Raw genomic sequence first — 17,729 nt, forward strand, 5'->3', positions numbered from 1 at the left:
TGACATCAAGAACCATCATGGCTTTCGACTATGGCACCAAAAGCATTGGCAGTGCCATTGGTCAGGAAGTCACGGGTACAGCCAGCCCGCTGAAAAGCGTTTAAAGCCAACGATGGCATTCCAAACTGGGATGACATCGAAAAGCAGATCAAAGAATGGCAGCCAGACCTAATCGTTGTGGGTTTGCCTGCCGATTTACATGGTCATGCACTTGAAACCATCACACCACGAGCCAAAAAGTTCGCCAACCGTCTGCATGGCCGATTTGGTTTGCCCGTTGAATTGCATGACGAACGACTTTCCACTACTGAAGCTCGCTCCGAGCTGTTTGCTATGGGCGGGTACAAAGCGCTGAGCAAAGGCAATGTCGATTGCCAGTCGGCAGTGGTGATTTTGGAAAGCTGGTTTGAAGCTCAGTGGGGCTAAGCTTTTACCCTGAACTTCAGGTTGAATATAAAAAAGGGAAGGTATAAAAACCTTCCCTTTATTGTTTTTGGAGAAACTAGACATCTAGTTCATGTCTATTTTCACACCATCAAGCGCGCCGCCAGAGAAATCCCCGCCTTGCTTGGTTTTCATCATCAATCTCAAATCATTCGCAGAGTCAGCGCTGTGCATTGCATCCTGCTCAGTGATCTTGTCTGCCGACAGAAGCTCATACAAACACTGATCGAAGGTTTTCATTCCCGCCTCGTTAGATTTCGCCATCGTAGCTTTCAGCTCGTGCAGCTCACCACGACGAATCAGGTCGGACACCCTTGGGGTATTCAGAAGGATTTCGAATACACCATGCCGCCCTTGCCCACTCTTATCACGAATCAATTGCTGCGCTATCACACCACGCAAGTTCATGGATAAATCAAACAGGAACTGCTCTTTCTGCTCTTTTGGCACCAGGTGAAGAATACGTTCCAATGCCTGGTTTGCGTTGTTAGCGTGCAGTGTTGCCATGCAGAGGTGACCGGTTTCCGCAAAAGTCATGGCATATTCCATGGTTTCTCGGGAGCGAATTTCACCAATCAGAATCATGTCTGGTGCTTGTCGAAGTGAATTCTTCAGTGCAACTTCATAGCTCTCGGTATCCAAACCCACTTCACGTTGGGTGATGATGCACTGGTTGTGCTCGTGAACAAACTCAATCGGGTCTTCCACCGTCAGGATATGACCTGTGCGATTCTGATTTCGAAAGCCCGTCATCGCTGCCATGGTGGTGGACTTACCCGAACCAGTCGCACCAACCACCAGCACTAATCCTCGCTTAGCGATGGCAAGATCCTGCAGAACATCAGGTAATTTAAGCTCTTCGAAGGTAGGGATTTGCGTCTCTATCCGGCGTAGTACCGCACCAGGCAGTTCACGCTGGAAGAACGCACTCACACGAAAACGTCCAACATCTCGAACGATGGCAAAATTGGACTCTCTTTCTTTTCGAAACTCAGCGCGACGCTCTTCATCCATCATTGTATCGAGCAGATGAAAGGCAGACTGCTCAGTCAGTGGTTCACCCAATGGTTGCAGTTCTCCGTGAACACGCAACAAAACAGGTGCACCCACCGTGATGTAGATATCTGATGCCTTCAGAGACACCATTTCTGATAAAACTTGATTCAGTTCCATGTCGCCACCTAAAAGCCCATAGAATCGGATTCAAGTTTAGTGCGTACCTCGTCAGCATCGACCACCCCTTGAGCAATCAGCTGTTTAGCATGCTGCTCTGTGGTCTGCATCCCCATGGCGCCACCCGTCTGGATAACCGAATACATCTGAGCGACTTTGTCTTCACGAATCAGGTTTCGAATCGCAGGTGTTGCCAGCATGATTTCATGACAGGCAGCACGACCACCACCCAAACGCTTAAGCAGCTTTTGAGAAATAACCGCACGTAGCGATTCAGAGAGCATTGATCGAACCATGTCTTTGTCGGTGCCCGGGAACACATCGATAATACGGTCGACGGTTTTGGCTGCACTGCTGGTGTGCAAGGTACCAAATACCAAGTGACCCGTTTCCGCAGCCGTCAAAGCAAGGCTGATGGTTTCCTTATCACGAAGCTCACCCACCAGAATCACATCCGGGTCTTCACGCAGTGCGCTTCTAAGCGCCGCATTAAAGCTGTGCGTATCGCGATGAACTTCACGTTGGTTGATCAAGCATTTATTACTTTGGTGTACAAACTCAATCGGATCTTCGATCGTTAGAATGTGTTTGTTGTGATTGCGGTTGATATGGTCAACCATGGCAGCAAGTGTGGTGGATTTACCCGAACCCGTAGGACCGGTAACCAGCACTAACCCTTTCTCATAGTTGGAGATTTGAGTAAAAATATCAGGCGCACTGATTTGCTCCAGGCTTGGCACTTCGGTAGGAATGGTTCGAAATACCGCCGAGCACCCGCGTGACTGATTAAAAGCGTTCACACGGAAGCGACCCACATTAGGCAGTTCAAAAGAGAAGTCCGTTTCCAGTTTTTCTTCAAACTCAGCGCGTTGCGCGTCGTTCATAATATCGAAAACCAACCGGTGAACATCAGCATGAGTAAAAGCAGGTACGCCCAACTTACGTACATCGCCGTCTACGCGGACCATTGGAGGAACTCCAGCAGAAAGATGTAGATCTGATGCATTATGCTTTACACTAAAATCCAGTAACTCAGCGATATCCATAAAAATCCTTAATTAAGTCAATTATGTGTAGTATTCAACAAAACATTAAGCAGATCACCGCACAAATTCGCAGTCTCGAAGAAAAGTGTGGTAGAGCTTCTGGCTCGGTGCAACTTTTAGCCGTAAGTAAAACAAAACCTAACGCCGCCATTGCCGAGGCACTAGAAGCTGGGCAGGTTGCATTTGGGGAGAACTACGTACAAGAAGGTGTTGATAAAGTTCAGTATTTTACTGAACACTATAGCGACAAAGATATCGAATGGCACTTTATCGGTCCGATACAGTCCAACAAAACTCGACCTATCGCAGAAAATTTTGCATGGGTACACTCGGTCGACAGAGCCAAAATCGCACAACGTCTCAATGATCAACGCCCGGAAGGCATGGCACCGCTAAACGTGCTGATTCAAGTCAACACCAGTGGTGAAGCCTCCAAATCAGGAATCAATGAAGAAGAATTGTTTGAACTGGCAGCATTGATAAACGACCTTCCCAACCTCACATTAAAAGGGTTGATGTCGATTCCTGCCAATGTCAGCGACTACGACTCCCAACTTGCTGCTTTTAATCAGTTATCTGAACTCAAAACAAAGCTGGCAAATCTATATCCAGATGTAGATGTGTTATCCATGGGAATGAGTGGCGATATGGAAGCGGCTGTTGAGGCTGGCAGTACCATGGTTCGCATCGGCACCGCCATCTTCGGTGCTCGGGATTACAGCAACAAACAATAAAGCATTTAAATCGGACAGAAATAACCCCTGAACGCCGATTAACATTTAGGATCTTTTGAACATGGAACACAGACACATTGCGTTCATTGGTGCGGGCAACATGGCGCGTTCCATTATTGCAGGCTTGGTTGCCAGCGGTTACCCGGCTGACTTTATTACTGCAACAGGCAGAACGGAGTCCAAGCTCGCCCTGTTGGCAGAGCAATACGGGGTGAACACTTCTTTGAATAACCTGCAAACCACGCGCAATGCCGATGTCATTGTGTTGGGGGTAAAACCTCAGATGATGGCGGAAGTTTGTGAAGACCTGCGAGATGTGGATTACAGCAACAAACTGGTGATTTCGATTGCCGCTGGCATCTCGGCTGCGCGATTGGAAGAAATGCTGGGTTCTAAGCTCAATCTGGTTCGTGTGATGCCTAATACGCCTTCACTTGTTGGTAAGGGAATGAGCGGGCTTTTTGCGCTACCCTCAGTATCAGAAGACGACAAAAATTTTGCTCACGAACTTCTCGAAGCCGTTGGCAAAGCATGTTGGGTAGAAGAAGAAGCAGGCATCAACAATATCATTGCCGCAGCGGGCAGCGCACCAGCCTACTTCTTCCTGTTTATGGAAGCGATGCAAGCTGAAGCCATAGCGCAAGGCTTTGACGAAAATACCGCCAGGCTGCTCGTGCAGCAGTCGGCATTAGGTGCCGCAGAAATGGTTGTCGCGAATCCAGACACCGAATTGAGCACTCTGCGTGAACAAGTAACATCGAAAGGTGGTACCACCGCAGAAGCACTGCGCACCTTCAACGAACATCAATTGACTGATATTGTCTCTAAAGCAATGAAAGCGGCAGTAGCCCGTGCTGAAGAGATGGAAAAATTATTCTAACGCTAACTCTAAATCACTAAGGGTAAAGAATGAATTCTGTACATTTTCTGGTATCCACCCTGTTTGACCTATACATCATGGTGGTCATATTGCGCATCTGGCTTCAAATGGCTCGCGCAGATTTCTACAACCCATTCTCACAATTTATCGTGAAAGCCACTCAGCCTGTTGTGGGTCCACTTCGTCGGATTATTCCATCCATTGGCAGTATTGATGTCGCGACGATTCTGTTTGCGTATCTGCTGTGCGTGCTTAAATTCGTCGCCATCGTTGCGATTTCCTCCAATGGCAATTTCGCATTTGGCGCAGAATTCCTATACCTGGGCGCACTTTCTTTAGTGAAAGCGGCTGGTGGATTGCTTTTCTGGGTTCTACTGATTCGCGCCATCTTAAGCTGGGTCAGTCAGGGACGCAGCCCAATTGAGTATGTATTCCATCAACTGACCGAGCCAATGCTGGCGCCGATTCGTCGTATCTTGCCTGAAATGGGTGGTTTCGACTTGAGCGTGCTGGTGCTCTTTATCCTTCTTCAGTTTGCCAACATCATGATGGGTGACGTGATCGGAGACATCTGGTTCCGCCTATAATGTCCAAGGCTGTAGAAATAGAAAATGATGAGGTTTTGTTGCGGCTGTACATTCAACCCAAAGCCAGCCGGGACAAAATTGTAGGCAAGCATGGCGATGAACTGAAAATCGCCATCACCGCACCTCCGGTCGACGGTAAAGCAAACAGCCACCTCATCAAATATCTGGCGAAGCAATTTAAAGTTCCTAAAGGGCAAGTAAAAATAGAAAAGGGAGAGCTCGGGCGACACAAGCAAGTCCGAATCATTTCCCCGCAAAACCTGCCCAATGAAATTCAAGCCCTCCTCTGAGGGCTTTTTTAGAGGAAGCAATCATGAGCAAATGGCTAACCGCCCTGTTGGCGCTGTGTCTCGTTGCACCAGTAACAGCAGGTCAGTTCAAAACCATCAAAAACGTCGAAGTTCATTACTCGGCATTTAACACCGCCTTTCTTACTCCAAAAATCGCAAGGCAGTACAACTTATCCCGAGATGGCTACCACGCTTTGCTGAACATCAGCATTCTGGATAACGCTCAGGTCGGCAAACCCGCCATTACTGCTGGAGTGAAAGGCAGCGCCAAAAACCTGCTTGGGCAAATGAAGGAGTTAACTTTTCACGAGGTTAAAGAAGGCGACGCCATCTATTATCTGGCGGAGTTTTCTATTTCCCACGAAGAAACCTTTACCTTCACCATAGACATTGATGCAGGCTTATCCGGTAAAGGACCGATACGATTTACTCAGAAGTTCTATGTAGAAGAATAATAGAGCGCATCCGCAGAAAAATGCTATCCTTGCGCCGCTTCCAATCAACCAGACAGGAAACTTCGAATGACTAAATTGGTACTGGCCACTGGCAATCAGGGCAAAGTAAAAGAAATGGCGAGCTTGCTGGCTGAATTTGGCTTTGATGTGGTTGCACAGAGCGACTACAACGTATCGTCGGTTGCCGAAACAGGTACAACTTTCATTGAAAATGCCATCATCAAGGCACGCCACGCCGCCAAGGAAACGGGTCTGCCAGCCATTGCAGACGATTCAGGCTTGGAAGTGGATTTCCTGAAAGGTGCTCCGGGCATTTACTCTGCGCGCTATGCTGGCGAAGATGCCAGCGACCAACAAAACCTTGAGAAACTGCTTGAAGCAATGGTAGATGTACCTCAAGAACAACGCACTGCGCGTTTCCACTGTGTATTGGTTTTGATGCGCCACGAAAACGATCCAACTCCTATTGTGTGTCACGGTAAGTGGGAAGGTCGCATCCTGACGGAAGCGCATGGCGAAAACGGGTTTGGTTACGATCCAATCTTCAATGTGCCGGAAGATAACTGTGCGTCTGCCGAGCTTGAGCCTAGCCGCAAGAAGCAGCTTTCCCATCGCGGTAAAGCCCTCAGCCAGCTTTTTGACCAGCTTAAACAGCAAGGCATCTAAGGTTTTATGCTCCAGCCACCAGCGTTAAGTCTTTATGTACACATCCCGTGGTGTGTACAAAAGTGCCCTTATTGCGATTTCAACTCTCACGCTCTTAAAGCTGACATTCCTGAAGCGGAATACATCGCAGCCCTATTAGAAGACTTAGAGACAGATATTGAGCGCTACAAGCTCAATGAGAATCCAAGGTTACTGCATTCAATCTTTATCGGAGGCGGAACCCCCAGCCTCATTTCTGCTGAGGGTATTGGCGATCTGCTTTCTGGGATCGAGCAGAGACTGCCGTTCAAACCAGATATAGAAATCACCATGGAAGCCAACCCTGGCACCATTGAAGCAAAGCGGTTTGCAGAGTATCGAAAAGTCGGTGTCACGCGCATTTCTGTTGGGGTGCAAAGTTTTGAACAGGAAAAACTCGACCGGCTCGGGCGTATCCACGGGCAGGACGAAGCCGTTAATGCCGCCAAACTTGCGCATAAGATCGGATTGAACAGTTTTAATCTGGATCTCATGCATGGTCTGCCTGATCAAAGCATTGATCAGGCGTTGGATGATCTTGATAAAGCGATCGCGCTCGATCCTCCGCACCTCTCTTGGTATCAGCTAACGATCGAACCCAACACCATGTTTTACTACAAGCCGCCTACTCTGCCCGATGACGATGACTTATGGGACATCTTCGATTTAGGGCACAAGAAGTTAACCGACGCGGGCTATGTGCAGTATGAGATTTCGGGCTACAGCAAACCGGGATTTCAATGCCAGCACAACCTGAATTACTGGCGTTTTGGTGACTACCTCGGCATTGGTTGTGGATCGCACGGCAAAATCAGCTTTGCTGACGGGCGAATCGTTCGCACAACCAAAGTCAAACACCCTAGGGGATACCTCGCGGCTTATCAGAACATGGTTAAACCTTATCTGGATAAAGAGCATCAGGTGGAAGACAGAGATCGACCATTCGAGTTCTTTATGAACCGCTTTCGGTTACTTGAAGCCTGTCCAAAGCAAGATTTCCCTGACACCACTGGGTTAGAGATTTCCTATATTCAGGAAACCATCAATGACGCACTGGAGCTGGGCTATTTGTCTGAAACCGACACTCACTGGCAGGTAACGGAGAAAGGAAAGCTGTTTCTCAACGATTTGCTTGAAGCTTTTATGGCAGAAGAAGACGAATAAGGCAGGAAAAACCTGCCTTATCTGTTTCTGATTGGTGTATTACTAGAAGATTGAGCGACCAATCCGCTCAGACAAGAGCTCTAACGCACGAGTCCCCGCAAGAGAGTTACCAGACGGGTCTAACTCTGGCGACCACACAGCGATGGTCATTTCCCCCGGTACAATCGCAATAATGCCGCCACCCACACCGGACTTACCCGGCATTCCTACACGGTAAGCAAACTCCCCAGCGCCATCGTACAGCCCACATGTTGCCAGAAGTGCATTCAACTGTTTGGTTTGCGTAGGTGTGATCACTTGCTTGCCTGTCTGAACTGATACCCCTTTGTTCGCCAGATAACTGAAGGTTTTCGCCAAATCCACACAACTCATCTTCACGGCACAAGCGTGGAAGTAATTGTTCAGTACAGGAATGACCTCATTCTGGAAATTGCCAAATGATCGCATTAGATAAGCAATGGCTGCGTTTCGGTCGCTGTGCATCATTTCAGACGCCGCTACCACTTTGTCGTAAACAATATGAGTGTCGCCCGACAGCTGACGCACAAACTCCAAAAGACGCTGTCTGGGCGCGGACAGGCGGCTGTGAAGCAAATCGGCGACAACAATCGCACCAGCATTGATAAACGGGTTTCGCGGGATCCCATGCTCCATCTCAAGCTGGATCATTGAATTAAACGCCTGCCCAGAGGGCTCCTTTCCGACTCGCTCCCAAATTTCTTCCGGCTTGTAGAGCACCATTGCCAGCGTAAGGCTAAGCGCTTTTGAAATTGACTGAATCGAGAACGGTTCATCCGCATCACCGGATTGATACACCTTGCCATCGTTGGTGTACACCGCAATGGCAAGTTTGTCGTTCGGAACTTTTGCTAAGGCAGGAATATAGTTAGCAACTTTGCCCTGCCCAATGAGCGGGCGCACTTCATCTAAGATATTAGCAAGCAACAAGTTTGTAGGTTTCATTTTTGACCTTTTATTGTTATTCCTCTGCAACAGAGGGCAAAAAAAGCCAACATAACGTTGGCTTTTTATTGTTGAGCATCGATTTCCCGCTTAAAGCGGCAATGTGCTCTTAAAACTATTGGATTAAGCGTCGCTTAGCTTACACGCTTGAATTTAATATCCCAGACGCCATGCCCCAAACGGTGACCTCGAGCCTCAAATTTGGTTAGCGGGCGCTCTTCTGGACGAGGAACAAAATCCCCACCTTCTGCAGTATTCTCAAAACCTGGCGCTTCGTTCATTACTTCGATCATGTGCTCAGCGTAGTTTTTCCAGTCTGTCGCCATGTGGAAAATACCTTCTTCCAGCTTCAGCTTCTGACGTACCATTTCAGCAAAATCTAGCTGAACAATGCGGCGCTTGTGGTGGCGCTTTTTATGCCATGGGTCAGGGAAGAAAAGTTGCAGAGTAGTCAGGCTACTATCAGGAATCATGTTCGCAAACACTTCTACCGCATCGTGACACATAACTCTCAGGTTGGTGACGCCTTCTTCACGCGCAGCCGCTAAACATGCACCTACACCCGGGCTGTGCACTTCAATACCAATGAAGTTCTTTTCAGGAGCATTTTTTGCCATCTCAACCAGAGAAGCACCCATACCAAAACCGATTTCCAGAACCACAGGGTTGTCGTTACCAAACACTTCTTTCCAATCCAGAAGTTTTTCCTGGTAATCAATGCCCATTGTCGGCCAGCACTCGTTCATCGCGTTTTCCTGACCTTTAGTAAGGCGTCCTTCACGGCGAACAAAACTGCGAACTTTACGTACCAGTTTGCCGTCTTCTGTGTATTCGTTAGTGGTGACTTCACTCATTGATTATTGCCTGCGCATTAATTGATCAAAGCGGGGATTATCCAAAGAATTGGCTTTGGTGCAAGTGTTATTCGAAGAAAAACCACACTTCATTTCCACACATTTTGTCGGTTTTACATCCAGCCGTAAGTGTGGTGCAATTTTGCTCTTAATAAAAGCAAAAAGCAGAGCAAGTCGTGACCCCATTCGCAAAGGCAATTCTGACATGGTATGACGCTTACGGGCGGAAGAATTTACCCTGGCAGCAAAACAAAACCGCATACTCGGTTTGGCTATCAGAGATCATGCTTCAGCAGACTCAGGTAGCCACGGTAATCCCCTACTACGAGCGATTTCTGAAACGTTTTCCAACAGTGACTGATCTCGCCAACGCGGAGCAGGATGAAGTCCTCCATCTATGGACAGGATTGGGCTATTACGCCCGAGCCCGTAACCTTCATAAAGCCGCCAAAGAAGTCGCTGATAAGTACAACGGAGAGTTCCCACAAGATCTGGAAAGCATGAACGCTTTACCGGGAATTGGGCGTTCAACCGCCGCTGCTGTGCTTTCTTCTGTCTATAAACTGCCCCACGCCATTTTGGATGGTAATGTGAAGCGCACACTGGCACGCAGTTTCGCTGTTGAAGGCTGGCCTGGGCAGAAAAAGGTGGAAAACCAGCTTTGGGAATACGCGGAAGCACATACTCCATCGACCGATGTAGATAAGTACAACCAAGCAATGATGGATATGGGTGCCATGATATGCACCCGAAGCAAGCCTAAATGCACGCTTTGCCCGGTTTCCACTCTTTGTGAGAGCAACAAAAACGGGAATCAGTTGGATTACCCGGGCAAAAAGCCGAAGAAAGAGAAACCAGTAAAAGAAACCTGGTTTGCTCTGCTCTACCATGATAACCATATTTGGTTAGAGCAGCGCCCTCAGAGTGGCATTTGGGGCGGACTCTTCTGCTTCCCACAAAGAGAAGATGCAGAACTGAAAGTCGAATTAGACAATCGCTCTGTTTCTGAATCCACAGTGGAAGATGAGAAAACCCTCATCGCATTCAGGCACACCTTTAGCCATTATCATCTAGATATCACACCAGTGTTGTTCAAACTTTCCAAGCAACCCGATATGGTCATGGAAGGAACGAAAGGTCTCTGGTATAACTTGTCTCAACCTGAAGAAATTGGCTTAGCTGCTCCGGTAAAGCAGCTGATTGAAAGCCTACCTTTTGAAATTAATTAAGGAGCCGCTATGAGCCGTACTGTTTTTTGTGCTCGATTGCAGAAAGAAGCCGATGGACTTGATTTTCAGCTTTACCCTGGCGATCTGGGTAAACGTATTTTCGACAACATCTCTAAAGAAGCATGGGGAATGTGGCAGCACAAACAGACCATGTTGATCAACGAGAAAAAGCTGAACATGATGGACCCAGAGCATCGCAAAGAGCTCGAGGTGGAAATGGTTAACTTCCTGTTTGAAGGTAAAGACGTTCACATTGAAGGTTACACGCCACCGAGTGAGTGATCACTTAAACGCATAACCTCACTTTACCTTTATACTTTTAAAAGACATCATTGCTGAAAACAATGGTGTCTTTTTTTAGGGAAACGATGAAAAAACTCGTCTACTTTTTTACCGCTATGCTGCTGGTTGGCTGCAGCCGTGAATTCATCGAAAATATCTACGATATCGATTACGAGCCCACTAATCGATTTGCTAAGAATCTGGCTGAGCTGCCGGGACAATTTCAAAAAGACATCGCTGCCCTGGACGCTTTGATGAACAGCTTCTCTTTCAATATCGAAAAGAAATGGGGTAAAGCTGAAATTCGAATAGCGGGAAAAAGTAACTACGTAAAGTACATCGACAATTATCAGAGCCGCGCTGAGGTCGACTTTGCTAAGGGTAAAGTCACGATAAGTACCGTTTCATCAACAGAGCCCAAAAAACACCTGAAGAACGCCATCGTTACCACTTTGCTTACGCCGGACGACCCTGCCAGCGTCGACCTTTACTCTTCTTCAAGTATCAAACTGGAAGGCAGACCTTTCCTTTACCAACAGGTTGTCGATCAAGACAAGAAGCCCATTCAATGGTCATGGCGCGCCAACCGTTTTGCGGACTATTTAATTGCCAACCAATTGAAAACCCGCAATATCGATTTCAAAAAGTCTTACTACGTTGAAATCCCAATGGTGAAAGACCACTTCGAAAAACGTAGCTACAAGTACGCAGATATCGTTCAACGAGCCTCACGTAAATACGACATCCCTGAGGATCTCATCTACGCCATCATCAAAACCGAAAGCAGTTTCAATCCTTATGCAGTGAGCTGGGCGAATGCTTATGGCTTGATGCAGGTTGTGCCTAAAACCGCTGGTCGAGACGTATTTAAGCTTGTGAAAAAGAAACCCGGACAACCGACTCCCGAATACTTATTCGACCCGGAAAAGAACATCGATACAGGAACGGCTTATTTCTACATCTTGAAAAATCGTTACCTGAAAGACGTAAACCACCCCCTATCACTCGAATACAGTATGATTTCAGCTTACAACGGTGGAACTGGTGGCGTGCTCAAAACATTTCATCGAAGCGACAGAAAACGCGCCATGCGAGACCTGAACTCATTGAAGCCTAATCAGGTTTACTGGGCACTCACCAAAAAACACCCAAACAGCGAAGCAAGGCGATACCTTGAAAAAGTGACGAATTTTAAGCGCGACTTTAATTCAGGTAAGGGGTAATGTGGCGTATCGTTTACTTTCTCGACAAAAACGCACTTTTTTGATTTTTTTTGCAAAAAGAAGTTGACGCTAAGGCGGAAAATCCGTTTAATAGCGCTCCGTCGCCCGGATAGCTCAGTCGGTAGAGCAGAGGATTGAAAATCCTCGTGTCGGTGGTTCGATTCCGCCTCCGGGCACCACAATTTAGATTGTTGGTGCTTAGCACGAACAGTTTTAGAAAGAATACAGTGTGCCGACTTAGCTCAGTAGGTAGAGCAACTGACTTGTAATCAGTAGGTCACCAGTTCGATTCCGGTAGTCGGCACCATTCTTTTGCCTCGATAGCTCAGTCGGTAGAGCAGAGGATTGAAAATCCTCGTGTCGGTGGTTCGATTCCGCCTCGAGGCACCATTATTTGGTGCTTATCTTAATAGATGACACAAATAATTCCCCCTTAGTTCAGTTGGTAGAACGGCGGACTGTTAATCCGTATGTCGCAGGTTCGAGTCCCGCAGGGGGAGCCACATTCAAGAAGCCAAGTCGAAAGACTTGGCTTTTTTCGTTTCTAATTGTCTTTAATACGCAAACCTTCCGTCAGGTTGCATCAGTTTAAAGCAAAGACCATTCCAAAATACTCTCAGCTCAAGACATCTCTTCTATTAAAAATTCATGAAATTTTCTTTTTAAAATCAAAATGTAACCTCTTTGTTTTCTTAAAAATCAGAAAGGCCATCATCCTAAAAGAAGTAAGTCATCTAACAATTAAGAGCTCGTTTCGTTCTACTGTAAGTTTTATTGATTCTCATCCAAAAGTTACAATTTTATTAATAACCATACCTTCTTATCAAAACAAAATAAGATAAGAGATCCTATGATTTATCTTTAGCCAAATAGAACAAAAGCTCAAATAATATATGTGTGCTGTATCATTTAATCTAATACGTATGCATGACTAATTAATAATCAAAAAGTCAATTATTTCGCGCTAAAAATTTAATCCAACTCATACTTTGATATTTAAGCATTATTAAATTATTAAACTCTACCCTAATATGCCGATACAGAGACAGCAGGCAGAAACCGCTCTTTGGTTTCGGCTGACTTTGATTAGGCACACTGCCGAGGGGATACCATGAAACTAAAAACTCAATCTTATTTGCTATCTGCGATCATTCTTGTTTCGCTGCTAGCATTGACCGCGACAGGTCTATGGACGTTGCGAGTTGCCAGTAACCTGGATAATAAATCGCGCGTTACCGAGCTCTTTACTAGTACTTACAGTATCTTGAGCGAAATGGAAAAGATGGCGCAAGACGGCACCCTCACGGAAGAGCAGGCTAAAGCTATTGCAACGCGTGTATTGCGAAACAATATCTATAAAGATAACGAATACGTTTATGTTGCTGACGAAAATATGGACTTCATCGCAACGCCACTGGATCCACAACTTCACGGCACCAGTTTCCATGACTTTAAGGATGGAAATGGCGGCAGCGTAGGTAGCATTCTACAAGATGCAGTTGCAAAGAATCCTAACGGCATTGCCGAATACGTATGGACTCAGAAACAAGCAGACGGTTCTATTGAAGAAAAGCTATCCATTGCCGAAAAATCCAAAGTTTGGGGTTGGTATGTAGGTACAGGTATTGGCTTTAATGAAGTCAATGAGAGGTTCTGGTCTACAGCGAAGTGGCAGCTCACACTTTGTATCATCATTGGCGGTGCCATTTTTGCACTCCTTCTTTTTGCAATCCGCCGCATCATTTCACTTCTAGGAGGAGAGCCTCAAGAAGTACGTACCGCGGTTCAAGCCGTAGCAGCTGGTAAAATCCGGGCGAACTTTGAAGAAGAAGCCGAAGAAGGCAGTATTTATCATGCTGTTCAGCAAATGAGTCGATCTTTGGCACAGTTAGTGACCAACCTTGAAGCCTCAATGGTTGCACTGCGAGGTGAATTGTCTGATGTAGAGTCTCGTGCTGGTACAATTGCAGGATTGACAGACACTCAGCAACAATCCACAGAGATGATCGCAACAGCGATGACCGAAATGGCTTCATCTGCTAATAACGTAGCGGAATCTGCACGTGATACGGCAGCGAATACTGATGAGGCAGACAAGCAAAGCCAGGTAACACAGCAGCTTATTCAGAGCACAGTAGGAAACATTGAAGGTCTGGCGACTCAGCTAGGTACCGCAAGCCAAGCCGTCTCGGATCTGGATAACGATGTAAACAATATCGCTAAAGTTCTGGATGTGATCGGTGATATTGCTGAACAAACCAACCTACTCGCACTTAACGCAGCTATCGAAGCAGCTCGAGCAGGTGAACAAGGTCGTGGCTTTGCGGTTGTAGCGGACGAAGTACGTAACCTTGCAGGAAGAACTCAAGGCAGTACTAAAGAGATCCAACAAATGATCTCCAACCTGCAGGAAGGCTCTCGAAACGCCATTAATACGATGGAAGTGTGTGCTGAAACCAGCCAAAACACCGTTGTTGAATCTCGCAACGCTTCAGAAGCTTTGCAGCACATTGTTGAAGCACTAGAGTCCATCACCTCAATGAGCCACCAAATCGCGACGGCAGCGGCTGAGCAAACTCAAGTGGGTGACGACATTTCTAAACGCATCAACATGATCGAGGAAAGTGGCAACCAGCTAAGTGGTGTTGTATCTGAGAGTCATAACAGCACTCAGACCCTCTCTTCTCTGTCGAATGAACTCGAAACTTGGGTAAACAAGTTCACCGTTCAAAAGTAGATAACTAGACGATAATAGCAAGGCTAAGAGTGTTTATTACATTCTTAGCCTTTTTTATATCCAATGCGAAGCTTTAGCTGGAAGATTTGATCTGGTTATTCTCACAAGCCAATCCCAAACCACCTTATATTTGATGGCATTTCCATCTCTAATGCCTAAAAACGTGCCACTAAGTACAGAAAAACATCAAACGATAGCTTTTTTACAATTTTATATTGACCTCTAAGCCGAAAAGCCTTTTAATACACCCCGTCGCCCGGATAGCTCAGTCGGTAGAGCAGAGGATTGAAAATCCTCGTGTCGGTGGTTCGATTCCGCCTCCGGGCACCACAATTTAGATTGTTGGTGCTTAGCACGAACAAACAATGAATAAAGTGTGCCGACTTAGCTCAGTAGGTAGAGCAACTGACTTGTAATCAGTAGGTCACCAGTTCGATTCCGGTAGTCGGCACCATTTATTGTTCCCCCTTAGTTCAGTTGGTAGAACGGCGGACTGTTAATCCGTATGTCGCAGGTTCGAGTCCCGCAGGGGGAGCCACTTTTAGAATTCAGATGCTAATCTGGATTTATCGGAGCCGACTTAGCTCAGTAGGTAGAGCAACTGACTTGTAATCAGTAGGTCACCAGTTCGATTCCGGTAGTCGGCACCACTCTTGATAGAGTCTAAAAAATCAATTCCCCCTTAGTTCAGTTGGTAGAACGGCGGACTGTTAATCCGTATGTCGCAGGTTCGAGTCCCGCAGGGGGAGCCACATTCAAGAAGCCAAGTCGAAAGACTTGGCTTTTTTCGTTCTATTCAGAAAAACCTGCCATTTTACTTCTTTCACTTACCACAAATTCATTATATATTTCATCAGGCGTTACCTGCGCCACCTACTCGCGGAAAGAGTTATACTCAAGGTCTTACAACATTACCCTTATGGGAAAGCCACAATTCGGTTTTACCTTCTCTTCTGATAAGCGAGTACAGAAGCTATGAGACGGTGAATATATGAATCCTTTTTCTCTAAACCTTACCTATCTAAAGAAACAAGCCAAAACTCGCCTGAAAGCAATTAAAGCCGGGTCTAGTGTCGACCTCGAATGGCTACATGAAAATCATCTATCTCAGTCGATAACTCAAGAAAGCGTAAAGCTTGCGGATGTACAGCTCGCTATGGCTCGAGAGTTAGGGCTTTCTAGCTGGAATAAGCTCAAACATCATGTAACTCAACTAGAAAGCAACAGAAGCTTATCTGGAGAGCCTTTACCTTCATTAGACAGCGATATAAGCACTCTCCATGTTCGTTGTGGTCATGATATTCAAAACACTTTGGAAGAATCTGGGTTCTCAGGAGACTTCCTTCCTTATACAGATCCATTCTGTGTTGGACCGCTAACTGATAATGAAGAATACTTCCTGACCCTACGAGCCCAGTATGTCTGTAATAATCTGATATCTGAAATGAGTGAGTTGGATAAGTCGGTTGAACAAGTAAAGGATGAAGAAACAAAAAACACTGAACAACTTCAAAGTGCGAAGTATCGAAGAGTCGTTACTTGGGTCGAACATGATAACTACGATCAATTAATGTTGATTCGTGTGCTTAGCTTGCTGTCGTACCAGAATCTTACAAAAATTGAGATCATCGAAACCGATAAGTTTCCAGGAAGCGAACGTTTCATAGGGCTTGGTCAACTTCCTCCTGAAGCATTACGTACCTTATGGGAAACACGAAAAGAGCTGACCATAGAGCACATCTCTGCAGCAAAGAAGATATGGCTGGCTTTTTGCTCATCCACCCCAATTCAACTTGTAACAATATACAATGACCTAGATGAATCATTATTTCCAAACATCAAACCGGTCATATTTAGGCACTTACAAGAGCTTCCTCAGACTGATTCTAAGCTTGGTTTGACTCAATCCATTGCCATGCAAATACTCAAACAGAACAACAACGCTCTGGGCTTTAAAGCGCTTTTCAGGCAATACATGAAACAGGAGCCACTGGTTTACCTAGGTGATGTCATGTTTTGGGCAGTTATCAAGCCTCTAAGCTTTGGTGTAGAGCCAATACTTACTATTAAGGGAGTTGAATCAAACGACTGGCAAAACGCAACGATTGAGTTAATAGATGCCAATTTCGAATCAGTATCTGCCGTCGAAGAAAAATGGATAGGTGGAATTCAGATAACTCAAGACAACTACTGGAGCTGGGATCATCAAGATCTTTCCACATTATCTTTGAGTAGGCACTCATAACTCTCAATTAAGTGGTGAGTGTTAATTCACTCACCTACTATAGAACAGGGCTAGAGAAGCTTTCGATTGCAATCTACCTATTTTGAATTTAGAGCTAATTCTATACTCGTACCTAGTGCCAAAAATACTCAGGTAACGATACTCTTAAAGAAAGCATCGCAGTAAACGTCTTGTAAGTAATAGAAGTTCGAGTTACTTAATAAGATGATGTAATCCCCTTACTTCTCCTTTTTCCTACGTAAATATACCTTTCGGTTAGACTTCCTTAAATAAAGGATAACTAGGCTAGTATTGATCAACAGATCGTATATATCAGTTTCTAACTCGGCATATCTACTGAGGTCTTTCATATAAAGACTCTCTTTACCAAGCCGAATACCTAGCACAAACCTACGGTGAGACTGCCCTAGAAAGCGAAAAGTACGTCTTAGAGAAAAGATGCCAACCTCTATTCGTACATCTATTAGCTGATACTACCGAGGCTTTGTAAAATAAGGGACATGGAATCTAAGGACGTATGGCTGGATGAGGGTTCAAGTGGGGTTCATTCGCCTATTGGGGGAATTAAATGGTAAATACGAAAAAGCCCTAGCATTGCTGCTAGGGCTTCATCTGAATAAATGGCGGAGTGGACGGGACTCGAACCCGCGACCCCCGGCGTGACAGGCCGGTATTCTAACCAACTGAACTACCACTCCGCAGTGGAATACCCGCTTATCACAAGCAGATGTTCAAATGT

Annotated in this window: 16 protein-coding genes, 10 tRNA genes and 1 pseudogene; 22 read left to right on the forward strand and 5 right to left on the reverse strand. The window is 46.0% G+C overall.

Going from position 1 to position 17,729, the window contains the following annotated elements:
- Positions 1–426, forward strand: a pseudogene (gene ruvX, locus RH89_RS02035) (Holliday junction resolvase RuvX); the annotation flags it as partial.
- Between the two features lie 84 nt (positions 427–510).
- Here the strand turns inward: ruvX and RH89_RS02040 are convergent.
- Positions 511–1,617, reverse strand: a complete 1,107-nt coding sequence (locus RH89_RS02040) for a PilT/PilU family type 4a pilus ATPase (RefSeq protein WP_004398310.1) — start codon at positions 1,615–1,617, stop codon at positions 511–513.
- A gap of 8 nt (positions 1,618–1,625) precedes the next feature.
- A complete protein-coding gene (locus RH89_RS02045) occupies positions 1,626–2,663 on the reverse strand; it encodes a type IV pilus twitching motility protein PilT (RefSeq protein ID WP_004398311.1) in 1,038 nt (345 codons plus the stop codon).
- 23 nt (positions 2,664–2,686) lie between these two features.
- On the opposite strand from RH89_RS02045, the gene RH89_RS02050 reads away from it, so the two are divergent.
- The 7 genes from RH89_RS02050 (at position 2,687) to hemW (ending at position 7,457) form a co-directional block, all read left to right on the forward strand.
- A complete protein-coding gene (locus RH89_RS02050; RefSeq protein WP_004398312.1) occupies positions 2,687–3,397 on the forward strand; it encodes a YggS family pyridoxal phosphate-dependent enzyme in 711 nt (236 codons plus the stop codon).
- A gap of 61 nt (positions 3,398–3,458) precedes the next feature.
- Positions 3,459–4,277, forward strand: a complete 819-nt coding sequence (gene proC, locus RH89_RS02055) for a pyrroline-5-carboxylate reductase (protein ID WP_004398313.1) — start codon at positions 3,459–3,461, stop codon at positions 4,275–4,277.
- 29 nt (positions 4,278–4,306) lie between these two features.
- Positions 4,307–4,864, forward strand: coding sequence for a YggT family protein (locus RH89_RS02060; protein WP_004398314.1), 558 nt, complete (start codon positions 4,307–4,309; stop codon positions 4,862–4,864).
- A complete protein-coding gene (yggU, locus tag RH89_RS02065) occupies positions 4,864–5,154 on the forward strand; it encodes a DUF167 family protein YggU (RefSeq protein ID WP_004398315.1) in 291 nt (96 codons plus the stop codon). The genes RH89_RS02060 and yggU overlap by 1 nt, the downstream gene beginning before the upstream one ends.
- 23 nt (positions 5,155–5,177) lie before the next feature.
- Entirely contained in the window at positions 5,178–5,609 is a 432-nt protein-coding gene (locus tag RH89_RS02070; protein ID WP_004398316.1) for a DUF4426 domain-containing protein, read from the forward strand.
- Between the two features lie 66 nt (positions 5,610–5,675).
- A complete protein-coding gene (locus RH89_RS02075) occupies positions 5,676–6,275 on the forward strand; it encodes an XTP/dITP diphosphatase (RefSeq protein WP_004398317.1) in 600 nt (199 codons plus the stop codon).
- A 6-nt stretch (positions 6,276–6,281) separates the two neighbouring features.
- Positions 6,282–7,457 (forward strand): radical SAM family heme chaperone HemW, encoded by a 1,176-nt coding sequence (hemW, locus tag RH89_RS02080; protein ID WP_004398318.1) that lies wholly within the window; start codon positions 6,282–6,284, stop codon positions 7,455–7,457.
- Positions 7,458–7,499: 42 nt separating this feature from the next.
- On the opposite strand, the gene glsB is transcribed toward hemW, so the two are convergent.
- The gene (glsB, locus tag RH89_RS02085; protein WP_004398319.1) at positions 7,500–8,420 is read right to left on the reverse strand and encodes a glutaminase B; all 921 of its coding nucleotides are present in this window, start codon (positions 8,418–8,420) and stop codon (positions 7,500–7,502) included.
- A gap of 134 nt (positions 8,421–8,554) precedes the next feature.
- On the reverse strand, positions 8,555–9,274 hold the full coding sequence (gene trmB / locus RH89_RS02090) for a tRNA (guanosine(46)-N7)-methyltransferase TrmB (protein ID WP_004398320.1): 720 nt from the start codon (positions 9,272–9,274) through the stop codon (positions 8,555–8,557).
- A 176-nt stretch (positions 9,275–9,450) separates the two neighbouring features.
- Here trmB and mutY point away from each other — a divergent pair, with 176 nt between their 5' ends.
- The 14 genes from mutY (at position 9,451) to RH89_RS02160 (ending at position 16,990) form a co-directional block, all read left to right on the forward strand.
- A complete protein-coding gene (mutY, locus tag RH89_RS02095; protein ID WP_004398321.1) occupies positions 9,451–10,503 on the forward strand; it encodes an A/G-specific adenine glycosylase in 1,053 nt (350 codons plus the stop codon).
- 9 nt (positions 10,504–10,512) lie between these two features.
- Positions 10,513–10,785, forward strand: a complete 273-nt coding sequence (locus RH89_RS02100; protein ID WP_004398322.1) for an oxidative damage protection protein — start codon at positions 10,513–10,515, stop codon at positions 10,783–10,785.
- An 86-nt stretch (positions 10,786–10,871) separates the two neighbouring features.
- Positions 10,872–12,008: a membrane-bound lytic murein transglycosylase MltC gene (mltC, locus tag RH89_RS02105; protein ID WP_004398323.1), complete on the forward strand. Its 1,137-nt coding sequence runs from the start codon at positions 10,872–10,874 to the stop codon at positions 12,006–12,008.
- A 103-nt stretch (positions 12,009–12,111) separates the two neighbouring features.
- Positions 12,112–12,187, forward strand: a tRNA-Phe gene (locus RH89_RS02110).
- A 52-nt stretch (positions 12,188–12,239) separates the two neighbouring features.
- Positions 12,240–12,315 (forward strand) — tRNA-Thr (locus tag RH89_RS02115).
- 7 nt (positions 12,316–12,322) lie between these two features.
- Positions 12,323–12,398 (forward strand) — tRNA-Phe (locus RH89_RS02120).
- Positions 12,399–12,435: 37 nt separating this feature from the next.
- Positions 12,436–12,511, forward strand: a tRNA-Asn gene (locus tag RH89_RS02125).
- Between the two features lie 608 nt (positions 12,512–13,119).
- Positions 13,120–14,745: a methyl-accepting chemotaxis protein gene (locus RH89_RS02130; RefSeq protein WP_004398324.1), complete on the forward strand. Its 1,626-nt coding sequence runs from the start codon at positions 13,120–13,122 to the stop codon at positions 14,743–14,745.
- A 254-nt stretch (positions 14,746–14,999) separates the two neighbouring features.
- Positions 15,000–15,075, forward strand: a tRNA-Phe gene (locus tag RH89_RS02135).
- Positions 15,076–15,123: 48 nt separating this feature from the next.
- Positions 15,124–15,199: transfer RNA gene (locus tag RH89_RS02140), tRNA-Thr, on the forward strand.
- Between the two features lie 8 nt (positions 15,200–15,207).
- Positions 15,208–15,283 (forward strand) — tRNA-Asn (locus RH89_RS02145).
- A 36-nt stretch (positions 15,284–15,319) separates the two neighbouring features.
- Positions 15,320–15,395: transfer RNA gene (locus RH89_RS02150), tRNA-Thr, on the forward strand.
- Positions 15,396–15,421: 26 nt separating this feature from the next.
- A tRNA-Asn gene (locus RH89_RS02155) sits at positions 15,422–15,497 on the forward strand.
- Positions 15,498–15,736: 239 nt separating this feature from the next.
- On the forward strand, positions 15,737–16,990 hold the full coding sequence (locus tag RH89_RS02160; RefSeq protein ID WP_004398325.1) for a DUF1835 domain-containing protein: 1,254 nt from the start codon (positions 15,737–15,739) through the stop codon (positions 16,988–16,990).
- A 621-nt stretch (positions 16,991–17,611) separates the two neighbouring features.
- Here RH89_RS02160 and RH89_RS02165 read toward each other — a convergent pair.
- Positions 17,612–17,688, reverse strand: a tRNA-Asp gene (locus tag RH89_RS02165).
- Positions 17,689–17,729: the final 41 nt, after the last annotated feature.

It is taken from the genome of Vibrio nigripulchritudo ATCC 27043 (assembly GCF_000222685.1).
GTDB classification, from domain to species: domain Bacteria; phylum Pseudomonadota; class Gammaproteobacteria; order Enterobacterales; family Vibrionaceae; genus Vibrio; species Vibrio nigripulchritudo.